The 13,618-nt window shown below is 50.7% G+C and carries 12 protein-coding genes; all 12 read left to right on the top strand.

All coding sequences use genetic code 11. The features are described 5' to 3' along the window. The first annotated feature begins 110 nt into the window (after nucleotides 1–110). Nucleotides 111–1,253: an ATP-binding protein gene (locus PHH49_02585; protein MDD5487835.1), complete on the top strand. Its 1,143-nt coding sequence runs from the start codon at nucleotides 111–113 to the stop codon at nucleotides 1,251–1,253. Between the two features lie 101 nt (nucleotides 1,254–1,354). Further along, nucleotides 1,355–5,038 (top strand): PAS domain S-box protein, encoded by a 3,684-nt coding sequence (locus PHH49_02580; GenBank protein MDD5487834.1) that lies wholly within the window; start codon nucleotides 1,355–1,357, stop codon nucleotides 5,036–5,038. An 11-nt stretch (nucleotides 5,039–5,049) separates the two neighbouring features. Continuing rightward, a complete protein-coding gene (locus tag PHH49_02575; GenBank protein ID MDD5487833.1) occupies nucleotides 5,050–5,574 on the top strand; it encodes a response regulator in 525 nt (174 codons plus the stop codon). Next, nucleotides 5,567–6,733, top strand: coding sequence for a hybrid sensor histidine kinase/response regulator (locus PHH49_02570; GenBank protein ID MDD5487832.1), 1,167 nt, complete (start codon nucleotides 5,567–5,569; stop codon nucleotides 6,731–6,733). Before PHH49_02575 ends, PHH49_02570 begins: the two co-directional genes overlap by 8 nt. 37 nt (nucleotides 6,734–6,770) lie before the next feature. Beyond that, nucleotides 6,771–7,577 carry a response regulator gene (locus tag PHH49_02565; protein MDD5487831.1) on the top strand — a complete coding sequence of 269 codons (807 nt, stop codon included), beginning with the start codon at nucleotides 6,771–6,773 and terminating at the stop codon, nucleotides 7,575–7,577. A 74-nt stretch (nucleotides 7,578–7,651) separates the two neighbouring features. Beyond that, entirely contained in the window at nucleotides 7,652–8,041 is a 390-nt protein-coding gene (locus PHH49_02560; GenBank protein ID MDD5487830.1) for a response regulator, read from the top strand. A gap of 87 nt (nucleotides 8,042–8,128) precedes the next feature. Then, nucleotides 8,129–9,193: a magnesium/cobalt transporter CorA gene (gene corA / locus PHH49_02555; protein ID MDD5487829.1), complete on the top strand. Its 1,065-nt coding sequence runs from the start codon at nucleotides 8,129–8,131 to the stop codon at nucleotides 9,191–9,193. 126 nt (nucleotides 9,194–9,319) lie between these two features. Beyond that, a complete protein-coding gene (locus PHH49_02550; GenBank protein MDD5487828.1) occupies nucleotides 9,320–10,156 on the top strand; it encodes a hypothetical protein in 837 nt (278 codons plus the stop codon). Between the two features lie 10 nt (nucleotides 10,157–10,166). Further along, nucleotides 10,167–10,700 carry a hypothetical protein gene (locus PHH49_02545; GenBank protein ID MDD5487827.1) on the top strand — a complete coding sequence of 178 codons (534 nt, stop codon included), beginning with the start codon at nucleotides 10,167–10,169 and terminating at the stop codon, nucleotides 10,698–10,700. Continuing rightward, nucleotides 10,697–11,110 (top strand): phosphoribosyltransferase, encoded by a 414-nt coding sequence (locus PHH49_02540; GenBank protein MDD5487826.1) that lies wholly within the window; start codon nucleotides 10,697–10,699, stop codon nucleotides 11,108–11,110. The genes PHH49_02545 and PHH49_02540 overlap by 4 nt, the downstream gene beginning before the upstream one ends. Before the next feature lie 16 nt (nucleotides 11,111–11,126). Next, on the top strand, nucleotides 11,127–12,107 hold the full coding sequence (locus tag PHH49_02535) for a DUF362 domain-containing protein (GenBank protein MDD5487825.1): 981 nt from the start codon (nucleotides 11,127–11,129) through the stop codon (nucleotides 12,105–12,107). Continuing rightward, the gene (locus tag PHH49_02530; GenBank protein MDD5487824.1) at nucleotides 12,104–13,618 is read left to right on the top strand and encodes a 4Fe-4S binding protein; all 1,515 of its coding nucleotides are present in this window, start codon (nucleotides 12,104–12,106) and stop codon (nucleotides 13,616–13,618) included. The genes PHH49_02535 and PHH49_02530 overlap by 4 nt, the downstream gene beginning before the upstream one ends.

The raw sequence follows: 13,618 nt of genomic DNA, 5'->3' as shown, positions 1-13,618 counted from the left end.
AAAAGCCTCGATTTATGCATTGTAGCGAAGCTGTTGAATTGCTATAATATTACTAACAAGTATACGATCCATGATCAATATTTACCACCCAATAGCTCAGAAGGGTTCAAATGGACGGGCAAAAGAACACAAAGTTCGCTTCTCCCGAAAGGCTTTCCCGAGAGGAAGTGCTGGCCGAGACAGAGAAATTCTCAAATAAAGAACTGTTCGAGCAAACTATAAACGCGTTCCCCGAGATAGTACTTTTCATTAACGATTGCCGGCAGATAGTTTTCTGTAATTCCATGTGCCTGCGCTTTCTTGGGCAGGACGATATATCCGATATCCTGGGCAAGCGGCCAGGGGAGGTCTTTAATTGCCTGCATAGTGACATAGAGGAGTCCGGATGTGGCACTTCGGAATTCTGCATGGAATGCGGCGCGGTCAACGCCATATTGTCCGCCCAGAACGGGGTCGAGAACGTGCAGGAATGCCGGATGACCATGCGCGCCGCCAAGGGAGAGACGGCGCTTGACCTGAGGGTATGGGCTACGCCCATACGCCTGGACGGCAAGAAATTCACGGTATTCATCATAGAGGACGTAAGCGACGAGAAAAGACGCCACGCGCTTGAACGCGTGTTCTTCCACGATGTGCTGAACGAGGCGTCACTCCTCAAGGGTTATATCGAAATGGCCCGTAAGGGCAGGATAGATAAAAATGAGGATATAACCGACAAGATGCATATGTTCACCATGCGTATGATTGACGTTATAGAGGGGCAGAGAGACCTGGTCTACGCGGAAAAGGACGCGTATATCATGAAGAAAAAAGAGGTCAGGGTGCAGGAGATACTCAATGAGATAGTGCTCTTCTGCGGTAAAGGCAGCCTGGGCTCGAAAAAGCTCATTAATGTGGAATGCGACGGTGAGGCCAGGATAAATACGGATAAGACCCTTTTAAGAAGGGTTCTCCTTAATCTTTTGAAGAACGCCCTGGAATCAGCCGGGGTGAACGAGACGGTGACCATAGGGTGTTCCATCGGGTCCGGGAAAGACATAGTTTTTCATATACATAACGCTACCGTCATGCCGCCAGAGATACGGCACCAGCTTTTTCAACGTTCCTTCAGCACGAAAGGTCCTGGACGCGGCATAGGTACCTACAGCGCGCGGCTTTTTGCCGAACGCTATCTTGACGGAAAGATCTGGTACGAGTCCTCGAAGGACAGGGGTACCACGTTCTTTGTTTCTATACCCAAACGTACCGAATGATCGAGGATATTCGCGGTCAGTGTGTGAGGATCTTAATGTATTACCGTTCTTAAGATCAGGAGACGATACAACCTGAAACGCCTCCGAAAAGGTCATTGTCTATGCGGGATATAGAGACAAAAAGAACACATCGCGGGCGCGGTCCGCTGGTAAGCCCGTCCGGGAAATATTCCATTCTTATCATTTTCATCGTGATCGGCGCCGTTAACTGGGTCATTGACGGGTTCATCGAACAGAGGTTCTTCGGGGGCAGGGAGTATCAGTGGCTGGTCCCCAATGACGCTGCCGAACTTTTCCACCGGGTCATCGTATTTCTGTTATTCGTGTTCTCGGGAATATTCATCCAGCTCTACCTGAACAGGTCCATCCTTTCTGAAAAAGAAACAGTCCGCACGCTTGAGAACTACAACGCCATGTTCAATGTGATAAACGACGCCGTCTATGTTTACATCGTGAATGACGACGGCAGCCTGGGGAATTTCATCGAGGTTAACGATACGGCGTGCAGGGTAATGGGATATACCCGGGAAGAGTTCATGTCCATGACCCCGAGGGACCTGGACGCGGACACATGGAATGAGGAGCGGGAAAGGGCCATAAGGGAGCTCAGGGCCTCGGAAAAATGCATGTTCAGGATAAGGCACAGGACAAAGAGCGGGGCGGAGGTCCCGGTCGAGATAAACAGCCGCGTCGTTACTATCGGCGGCAGAAAGATAATCATTTCGATAGCGAGGGACCTGCGGGTCCGGCAGGAGATAGAAGCCAGGCTGGAAGAATCCAACGAAAGGTTCCGGTTGGCACGGGCTGTAGCAAAGGTCGGAGTGTGGGACCTGGACATGGTCACAGGTGAACTGAAATGGTCGGAAGAGGTTTCCCCGATAATCCTGGGAATGCCTGACACCGCTCCGGGCGAGAACAAGTTCCGGAAATACGTGAGAAGCATACACCGCGATGACCGGAAGAAAGTAGCCGCCGCCTTGAGGCGGAGCGCGAGGAACGGCGAGGAATACGCGGTCGAACATCGTGTGGTAACGTCCGATGGTGGGGAAAAGTGGGTGCTGGAAGCGGGGAATGTCATGAGGGACCAGTCGGGCAAACCGGTCCGTATCATCGGTATCGTAAGGGATATTTCTGAATATACAAAGACAAGGATCGCCCTGCGTTCGACCCTGAAGGAAAAACAGGCCATATTCGATGCTGTGCCTGCCGGAGTGTTCTATAAGGACAATGACAACACTCTCATAAGCGTGAACAACGCTTTTTGTAAGATAACGGAAATGAGGAAAGAAGAGCTCGAGGGTAAGAACTGTGCTGATCTCTGGCCCACGGAAGCGGAAAGATACGGGAAAGACGACCAGGAGGTCATAAGGACCGGCCAGCCCAAAAAAGGTATCGTGGAAAGGTTGCCCCTCGCGGGTGGGAACAAGTGGCTATATGTGAACAAGATCCCATACCGGGATGATGGAGGCAAGATCAGGGGGGTCATAGCTTTTGCCAGCGATATTACGGATATGATGAAGGATTTTTATCGGGCGGAACAGGATCTTGAGCTTCTCCAGACCATCATAGACGCTATCCCGAACCCGGTGTTCTATAAGAATTCCATAGGGATGTATATGGGGTGCAATAAGGCGTTCATGGAGTTCGTGGGTAAAAGGAAGGAAGAGATAATAGGAAAGACCGTATATGAGGTGTCGCCCAGGGAATTCGCTGATAAATACCATGAAGCGGATCAGGAGCTTGTCCGGGATGGTGGGAACCAGGTCTACGAGGCGAAAGTGGTCCATGCGGACGGGACAGAGCGGGCGGTAATGTTCTATAAGGCCAGATATGAGACCTATGACCGTAAACAGGGCATGGTAGGCGTTATGCTGGATATCACGGAAGCGAAAAAGATAGAAGAGGCCCTTATCGAGGCTAAGAACTTCGGGGACAAGATGCTGAGGACAAGCCCGTCGGCCATATTTACGGTCGATGTGAATAAACGCGTGATAACGTGGAACAAGCGGGCCGAGCAGATAACGGGATATACCATGCAGGAGGTGATCGGGAAAGAATGCCTGTTCTTCTCTAAAGCGCCTTGTGTGAAGGTCTGTGGTCTTTTCTCTGATGATGTGGAGAAACCCGTGATCATGAAAGAAGCTACCATACGCCATAAGGACGGGCATACGGTATATATATCCAAGAACGCGGATGTATTGAGGGATACCAACGGCGAGGTCGTGGGCGGAATAGAGATATTCGAGGATATAACCGAGCGCAAAAGATATGAGACGGAACTACGGGAGTCCAAGGAGAAGTTCCAGGGAGTGGTGGATAATATCGGGGTAGGTGTCGCGCTGATCGGTCCTGGCATGGAGGTCCTCACGCTGAACAGGAAAATGAAGGAATGGTTCCCTGACGTGGACCCGGAAACGAAGCCCATATGTTATCAGGCGTTCAACCGTCCGCCGCGTGACAATATATGCACGTATTGTCCCACTTGTCTGACTTTCCGGGATGGCGAGAGGCACGAGGCTATATCGAATACCCCGAGAGGGGACTCCACTATACATTACCGTATAGTGACCTCGCCGGTAAAGGACGATAACGGGGATGTGGTGGCGGTCATAGATATGGTCGAGGACATAACCGAGAAGAAAAAGGCGGAAGAATACCTCAAGACCAGTGAGGAACAGTTCAGGGCCATGATCGAGAGAAGCGTGGACGGGATAGTGATACTCAAAAAGGATGGGGAATGCGTTTACGCCAACCCGGCCGCGGAAAGACTTTTCAAGGCCGCCGCGTATAAAATGGATAAGTATATACACCTTCCCAAGGAACTCCCCGACAAGAGCGTGGAAACGTCGATAGAAAGGTCCGACGGGGACAAGCTGGAATGTGAGCTCATCTATACCCGTATAACCTGGAGGAGGACAGCCGGTATACTTGTGGTAATAAGGGATATAGGTGAGAGGAAGGAGGTGGAAAGGAAGACCATACAGACGGAGAAGTTGGCTTCTATCGGGCAGATAGCCGCGGGGGTGGCCCATGAGATAAATAACCCGATAAGTTTCATCGGTAGTAACCTTACCGTTCTCAGTACATATGTACACGACATTACCGGGATGGTAAGGGAGATGATAGAGCTGGAAAACGCTGTTAAGGAAAGGTCCGAGGAGAAGATAGAGGCTGCTATAAAGAGCGTGGATGAAAAAAGAGAAAATATCGACTTGGACTATATAGCCAAGGACGTAACGGACCTTATAATGGAGAGTAACACGGGGATCGAGCGTATCAAGAAAATAGTCTATGACCTTAAGACGTTCTCCCGCCCGTCAAGGGAGAACCTGGAACTGGTGAGCCTTAACGAAGTAATAGACGGTGTTATAAATATCGTATGGAACGAGATAAAGTACAAGGCCGAGCTGATAAAGGAGTATGGTCAGCTACCGTCGGTAAAATGTGATGTCCAGCAGATGGGACAGGTGTTCATAAACCTGCTTGTGAATGCCGGCCATGCCATAGAGGCCAGGGGGGCTATAGTCGTAAGAACGTATGCCAGGGGGAGTAGCGTGGTGGCAGAGGTCGTGGATAGCGGACGTGGTATAGACCCGGAAGTGATAGAAAAGGTTTTCGAGCCTTTTTTCTCGACAAAAGAAAAAGGAGAAGGTACGGGACTTGGTTTAAGCATAACGCATGGTATAATTAAAAAACACAATGGAACGATCGACGTGGAAAGTGAACCGGGCAAGGGTACATGCTTCAGGATAACCCTGCCGGCGGTATATGAAAAAGTACAATGACCGGGAGGCGCATGAAAAAGTGGCACATTCTTATAGTCGACGACCAGGTTGAGATCATAAACTCGCTCAAAAGGGTGTTGAGGGATGATGAATACCGGATCTCCGAGGCCCTGGACGCGGTCCGCGCGACAGAGATAATAACTGTCGAAAAGGTCGATCTGATAATATGTGACTACAAGCTAGGCGGGGCCAATGGGATGGAACTCCTGCAAAAGGTGTCTAGCTCCCATCCCGAGACCATTACGATACTTATTACGGCCCACCCGGACCTGAATATGGCCATAGAAGCGATAAACAAGGGAAGTATCTATAAGTTCATCATCAAGCCCTGGGATAATGAGGATATGCGTGTTACGGTAAAGAGGGCCTTGCAGCACAAGGGGCTTATAACCCGGAACAGAGAGCTTCTGAACGAGATACGTAAGAGGGACGCCATGCTGGATCAGATAGAAAAAGAGTATCCCGGGCTAATGAGCCTGAAAAGGGACGGGAACGGGAATATCGTAATAGAGGTAGAAGAGGAGAAACATGACTGAGAACGGCCAGAGAGAGAACAGCCTCCTTGTGGTAGACGACGAGGCAAGCATACTTAACACGATAAAACGTCTTTTGAGGGGCGAGCATTACGGAGTCCTTACCACATCTGATCCCGAGGAAGCGCTTTCTATCATTGCGGGGGAAAAGATTAAGGTGATCATTTCGGACCAGCATATGCCGGGCGTATCCGGTATTGAGCTCCTGTCGCGGGTAAAGGAAAAATATCCCGATGTGGTCAGGATCATGTTCACCGGGTATACCGACATGACCATAGCGGAAGAGGCCATAAACAGGGGAGAGGTCTACCGGTTCATAAACAAACCCTGGGATGACCGGGGCCTCAGGAACATAATCAACGATGCCCTGGAAAAATATGATATGGTAATGAGGAACAGGATCCTTGCCGAAGAACTTGCCAGGGCGAATACCGGTCTTGTGGACGCTAACGAGAAGTTGCGGAATATGTACGAAAAACAAAAGGATTTCAGTTCCACGGTATCACATGAGCTTAAAAGTCCCCTGGCTACGATAAATCTTATGCTGGATGTACTGATAAGCGGGACGCCGGGCGAGCTTACGCCTAGGCAAAAGGACCTCCTGGAAAAGACAAGAAAACACGGAGAGAGGCTGAGGCGGCTTATTGAGGATATCCTGGACCTTTCCAAAATGGAGTCCGGCAGGGATGAGCTGGTAAGGCAACCGGATGACATGAACAGCCTTATACACGATGTTGTCGACGTGCTGGGGCTGATGGCGGGGCAAAAAGGACTGAAAGTGGAAGCCGAGCTGTCACCGGGTATTCCGGCGGTCAATATGAACCGGGATAAGATGAACCAGGTGATATTCAACCTGGTGGATAACGCGATAAAGTTCACGGATAGGGGATCTATTACCGTAAAGAGCGACCTGTCGGAAGACGGGGCCGCTGTTCTTGTAAGCGTGGTCGATACGGGGATGGGGATAGCGGGGACCGATAAGGAAAAATTGTTCGACAAGTTCCGGCAGCTGGGGGACCCGGCTACAAGGAAGACCGGGGGTACGGGGCTGGGGCTCGCGATATGCCGTGAGATAGTACAGCGCCATGGTGGGCGCATCTGGGTAGAATCGGACCCCGGGCGTGGAAGTGTATTCAGTTTTACCATCCCGATAAAGGGATGATAACACGTAGATCGAGGAGATCTAGGGAAGGGTGTGCATGGACAACGAAAAGTGGAGAATACTTCTGGTAGATGACGCGGAAGACCTTGTCCTGGCGCTGAAGTTCCAGTTGGAAAGCGTGAAAGGATATGAGGTCATGACCGCGTATGACGGGGCCCAGGCCCTTCTGGTCCTGGAGACGTTCACTCCACATCTTATCGTGCTGGATATCAACATGCCTAATATGGGCGGTATTGAGTTCTATAACAGGATATGCCATGGAGGTCCCAGGCCGGATCACGCGGTACTTGTGCTTACCGCCAGGGCAAATCTTGAACAGATCTTCAGGGATATAAACGTGGACGGGTTCATGCCTAAACCTTTCGACCTTCATAAATTGATGGGGGAGATCGAGTTCATACTGGAAAAGAGGTATGGGCCGGTGCGCGCAAAAGGAAAAAAGGGTGTGATTAAGAAAGTACTTATAGTCGAGGACAATAAAGAAGAATTCGATAAAATAGCGTTGGAATTCCTGCATGAAGGGTTCACCGTGGACCATGCCGGGGGCGGTCTTGCCGCGATGGAGAAGATAATGGACGAGACTCCGGGGATACTCCTGATCAATATGGGACTTAAAGATATATCCGGGGTGTTCGTGGTCTCGAAATTACGGCAGATGCCGCGTACAATGGATACTCCTGTGATATTGTACGCGCGCATGAACCAGGAACTGGATTACAATATAACCACTAAGATATGCGAGAAGATAGGTATAAATAACGTGATAGAATATGACAGCCCGGCGTTACTTGCCAGGGAGGTGCGTAAGTTGGTCGGGGACGATGAAGTGGCCGGGAATAAATGATATTATACTGAGAACGCTTAGCGCACAGGGATAACATGAACACCTTAGTACTATAGCGCCAGGAAGGGGTAGATATGCTGAAAGGCAGGATTCTTGTAGTGGACGATGAGGAGATCATCCTGATGGGGATAAAAGGCGAACTAGAGGCTTGCGGGCATGAGGTGGTTACGGTTTCCAACGGCAAGCAGGCGCTTGAACTCGTCAGTGAGGCCAGGTTCGATATAGCCTTTGTCGACCTGGTAATGCCGGGCTTGAACGGCGTAGAGGTCTGCAAGGGGATAAAGAAGGAACACCCTGATACCGAAGTAGTGCTTATCTCGGGACATCCCAGCGAGATATTCAAATACCAGATGGACTTCTACAAGGCAGGGGGCAGGGACGAGGTCCTGCGTAAGCCTTTTGTCCTCGGGAACGAACTATCGCGTGTGGTCGATAACATACTCAGGGAGAAGGAAGGGAAGTAAAAAGGGTATCCCTTGTCGTATTTCGGTATACAGGCGTGGAAGTCAACGGCCGATCGTGCGACGTGTCTATCCTGAGAGAGGATGAAAATGCCCAGACTTACTAAAAAAATATCGAAAATGGCGGGCCTGGCCCCGGGGACCCTGGTCCATATAGGGGAAAAGATCTCTTCCGGCGTTAAAATAACCGTCATGGATTATGACGAGAAGAAGTTCACGGAAAAAACCGTGAACTCAGTCGAGGAATGTTCCGATTTCAAGAATACGTCCACGGTGACATGGATAAATGTGGACGGGGTACATGACCTGTCGATCATAGAGAAACTTGGGTCCGATTTCGGGTTACATCCGCTTCTTCTTGAGGATATCGTGAACACCGGACAGAGGCCCAAGGTCGAGGATTACGACGGATATATCTTCCTGGTGCTAAAGATGTGCTACCTGGACACGGCTATGAAAGATGTGGTAACCGAACAGGTCAGCCTTGTAGTGGCGGACAGGTATGTTATTTCGTTCCAGGAGAGGGTCGGGGATGTGTTCGATCCCGTACGCAACAGGATACGCCAGGGTAAAGGGAAAGTGCGTGGTATGGGTGCGGATTATCTCGCGTACGCGCTTGTGGATTCAGTGGTAGACAATTACTTTGCCATACTGGAAAAGTTCTCGGAAGATACTGAAAAGATAGAAGGTGAGCTCGCGCTAGACCCGGACAAAGTGCAGGTCTCTGACATACACGGGCTCAAAAGAAGCACGATCCTCCTCAGAAGGTCTATATGGCCCTTGCGCGAGGTTTTGAGCTCTATCCAGCGTGGGGATTTCCCCGGTATAAAAAAACATACAAAAATATATTTCCGCGACGTATATGACCATACTATACAGGTAGTGGACACTCTGGAAGCCATGAGGGATATGGTGTCGGGCATACTGGAGGTATATTTATCCAGCCTGAGCAATAAGATGAACGAGGTGATGAAGGTCCTGACCATGTTCGCCACCGTGTTCATACCCCTTACGTTCATAGCCGGTGTATACGGGATGAATTTCAAATATATGCCGGAATTGGAATGGCAATGGGGATATTTCGCTGTTCTGGGCATAATGGGCCTGGTCGGCGTCACGATGCTGGTCTATTTTAAGCGGAAAAAATGGCTTTGACCGCAGGCCTGTTTTTTTATGGAAATATCCGCCTGGTCAGGTAAAATGTTAAAGATACCGGAACGGTCAACAATAACGTGTGGATGGGGTTCTGGGTGACACAACGCGACGGGAAAAGGAGATATCATGAAGAAGATTATAATAGTAACGGTGATATCCATTCTTGCTGTAGTTATGGTCTTTGCCATAGCCAAGGACGTACTTGTCAAAGTAGCCGTGGAAAGAGGGGTTGAGCTGGTCACCGGCTTAAGGCTCAGGGTGGATAGCTTTCGCGTTGGCATTCTTAACACGAAAGTCGACATAGACGGGCTTCGCCTTTTTAACCCGAAAGGTTTTGCCGACAAGGTCATGCTGGATATGCCGGATATATACGTGGATTACGATCTGCCGGCTATCACGAAGGGGACTATACATCTCTACGATATGCGTATCTACCTGAAAGAGTTCACGGTGGTCAAGAACGAAAAAGGTGAGCTTAACCTTGATTCGTTGAAAGTTGTGCAGCAGAAAGGCGGGGCCAGGGAACCGGCCGGGGCAAAGGGCAAACTCCCCGCTATGCAGATAGATTCATTGCACCTGAAGATAGGCAGGGTGCTATACAAGGACTACTCCGGCGGCGGTAAACCCAAAGTGCAGGAATTCCCGCTCAACCTCGATGAAAAATATTCCAACATAAACGATCCGAACAAACTGGTATCGCTGATAGTGGTCAAGGCCATCATGAATACCACTATAGCCAGGCTTACTAATTTCGATATAGGTCCTTTAAAGGGCATCATCTCGGATACGCTGGCTACGGCGCAGAAACTTACCGGACAGACCGTAGCGGTCGCTACTGAAACACTAAGCAAGACGACCGAACAGGCCCAGGGAATGGTCAAGGGCGCCACGGGAACGATCACCGAGACCACTAAAGAACTTACTAACGTGATAAAGCTCCCGTTCGGCTCGAAAAAGGAATAAGGGGAAGCATATGGCGCCAGGCCATGGACGGGTGTTGGTCTTTGAAGCAGGCGGGGTGGCGGGGCTCATAATAGTTTCCGCCATGCTGCCTGTGATGTTCCATATCCTGCCTTACACGGGGTCCGTACCCGTTGGGGCGAGGTTCCTTCCGATATTTTACGCGCCGCTTTTAGGGATATTACTCCTCAGGCCGCGTGACGGTATTATCGCCGGGGCGTTATCGCCTGTCCTGAACCATCTTGTTACGGGACGGCCCGACGTGCCAATGACCGTGACCTTATCCCTGGACATGCTCCTATTCACTTCGCTGGTAAGCCTGTCCGTGATAAAACAAAAGGCTTCGCCGCTATTGACGCCGCTATTGTATATACTGGCCAAGTTCATATCGAGTTATATATTCTTGCCTCAGGATAACTTTACGGGCATATCGGGCAACCTGGATATTTTTATAACGTCCCTTAGGTTATCCCTTCCCGGTATTTTCATGTTATTTGTCCTGCATAGCGTTGTCCTCATACAAAGGAAAAAAGGCCTGATCCCATGAAAAGTATCCCTTTGAACGTTATATCGGAGCGGATATCGAAGGTGGCTGTGGAAAGGCCGGATATGGTCATCGGTATACTGGAAGGCGGCCGGACGATGGCGGACCTTATCGCGAAAAAGATGGGATGCCGGGTCGGGTATGTCAGGATAAGTTTCAGGGACGCGACGAACACTCCGGTCTATGAAGCCCCGACGCTTATCGGCCCCTTCGAGGATATCCCGGAACGGATGAAGAAAATACTTCTTGTGGACGATGTGTCCGTGACGGGGAAAACGCTCAAGGCGGCTAAGGACCTGCTGCCGGGTAAAGAGATAATTACCATGGTGCTCAAGGGGGAAGCCGATATGGTCGTGTTCCCTGAGATTAGGGAATGCGTGGTCTGGCCATGGACATCCGTATCCGCGACTTAATGATGAGAGGAGTACGGTGGATAGGTTCTTTTACAGGCTGGAGTGCTTTTTAAAGGGGCAGGTGTCCCGGAAGACATTTCTTAAAATACTTTTGGGAGGCCTGACCTCCTTCGTGGCCGGGAACGCTTTTCTCAAGTATGCCTTCGCCAAAAGTGAGGGTTCTAATGGGCGCATTTCCCGGGGGATTACAGGTAATGCGGATATTATCGTAGCCAAGGGCGTCGATCCGTACAGGAACACTGTAGAGGCGGTCAAGGGTATCGGCGGGATGGGAAAGTTCGTGAGGAAAGGCGATACCGTGCTGGTCAAGCCCAACATGGCATGGGACCGGACCCCAGAACAGGCGGCTAATACCGATCCGGCCGTAGTGGCGGCGCTTGTCGAGATGTGTTACGCTTCCGGCGCGAAAAAGGTGAACGTCCTGGATGTGACATGCAATAACGAGAAGCTCTGTTATGAGCATAGCGGAATAGCGGCGGCCGTAAAGGAAAAGGGGGCTAATGTCTATTTTCCCGACCATTGGAACGTCGTGAAAGCGCATTTCCCATATGAGAGCCCTATGGAAGGATGGCCCGTGCTGCGGGACGCGGTAGATTGCGATGTATTCATAAACGTCCCGGTGCTTAAACATCATGGTCTTACCGGTCTTACGCTGTCCATGAAGAACCTTATGGGGGTATGCAGCGGCACGAGGGGCATGATACATTTCAACATAGGGCGTAAACTGGCCGATCTCACGGATTTCCTGAAACCCGACCTGACGGTCATAGACGCGACCAGGGTGCTCCGGGCGCATGGCCCGTCCGGAGGGGACGTGAATGATGTGGAAAAGATGGATAGTGTAATAGTCGCCACGGACCCGCTTTTGGCCGATATGTACGCGTCAAAGCTTTTTGGCAAACCCCCGATGGAGATATCATACATAAGTGAGGCTTTGGCGAGGTCGCCCGAAAAGAAAGACCTGGCAAAGGCAAAAGTCGTAGAACTCAGCACATGAAAGTAAAAAAAAGCGTAATATTCCGAAGATCCTCACAGGTGTTCTTCCTGCTGCTTTTCCTATATATACTGTGGACCACAACTTATCCTCTAAAAGGCGCCTTTAACGCGGATATGTTCTTCAAGACCGATCCGAATATCATGCTGGCGGTGGCTTTGAGCGAAAGGACCATCGTGGCGGGACTGGTGCTGGCTTTTATAATACCTGTACTGACCTTGATATTCGGACGTTTTTTCTGCGGCTGGGTATGTCCGTTCGGTACCGTAATAGACGCGGCCGGTAGCTTAAGGCGGAAAAAGAAAGCGCTTTCGGACGGGGTGAACGCCCGTATAAGGAACATAAAGTACGTGCTCCTCGCGGTGAGCATAGCCGCGGCGGTGTTGGGACACCAGTACGCGTGGGTGCTCGATCCCATAGCCATGATGGGAAGGTTCATATCGATCAACCTTATCCCTGCTGTTACCGGCGTTGTGGAAAAGACGTTCATCTTCACCATGCGTGACCTTGGGTTCAGGCCGGAGTGGCTGTATTCTTTCTACCGGGCCCTCAAGGGGTCTTTCCTCGGGGTAGAGACGTATGTTTTCGCGAATTCCGCGCCCATACTGGCCATGTTCGCGCTTATTATGGCATTCGCGGCCTGGGTGCCGCGTTCATGGTGCAGGGCCATATGCCCCCTTGGCGCTATCTATGCCCTTTTGGCCAGATACGCGTTGCTGGCCAGGACGGTCGAGAGATGTACCCAATGCGGTATGTGTTCCCGGGACTGCCGTATGGGCGCGATAAAAGATGACCTCGACTATGTTAAGGGGGAATGTATACTTTGCATGGATTGTGTGTATACCTGCGCTCCCGGACGGATCCGTTTCAGGTTTCTGCCGGCACGCGGGCAAGGCGGACATAAAACCTTAGTACGGCAGGGGGGTAAAGGAGCTATTTCCCGGGCGGACTTCATTCTTTTGATGATAGGCTCCATATTGGCCTCCGGGCTCAAATGGGCGTTCAAAGTCCCCCGGAAACTCATACGTCCGCCGGGTTCACAGGATGAAAAGGCTTTTGTGGATAAATGCGTGAGGTGCGCGAATTGTATGAAAATATGTCCGACAAAAGTTCTCCAACCGGCATTCCTGGAATCGGGGCCCGGAGGGCTATGGACGCCTCATCTTGTAAACGAGATAGGGTATTGCGAGTATAATTGTGATCTGTGCGGCAGGGTATGTCCAACCGGGGCTATCCCGCGCCTGGGGTTGGAAGAGAAGAAGCGCGCTAAACTGGGGCTTGCCCGTGTGGACAGGGCAAAATGTATCGCCTGGTCCGCCGGTATGGAGTGTCTTGTATGCGAAGAACATTGCCCCGTATCGCATAAGGCCATAAAGATCGACAATGTGATAGTGAACGGTGTTGTTCTTGGCAGACCGGTAGTGGATGAAGACCTTTGTATCGGTTGCGGTATATGCCAGAACAAATGTCCCGTACGTCCCCAAAGGGCCATAGTCGTGGACCCGCAAAAATAA

The organism is Candidatus Omnitrophota bacterium, from assembly GCA_028715965.1.
Lineage (GTDB): Bacteria > Omnitrophota > Gorgyraeia > Tantalellales > Tantalellaceae > JAQUQS01.
This window is presented reverse-complemented; position numbering and strand designations above follow the sequence as displayed.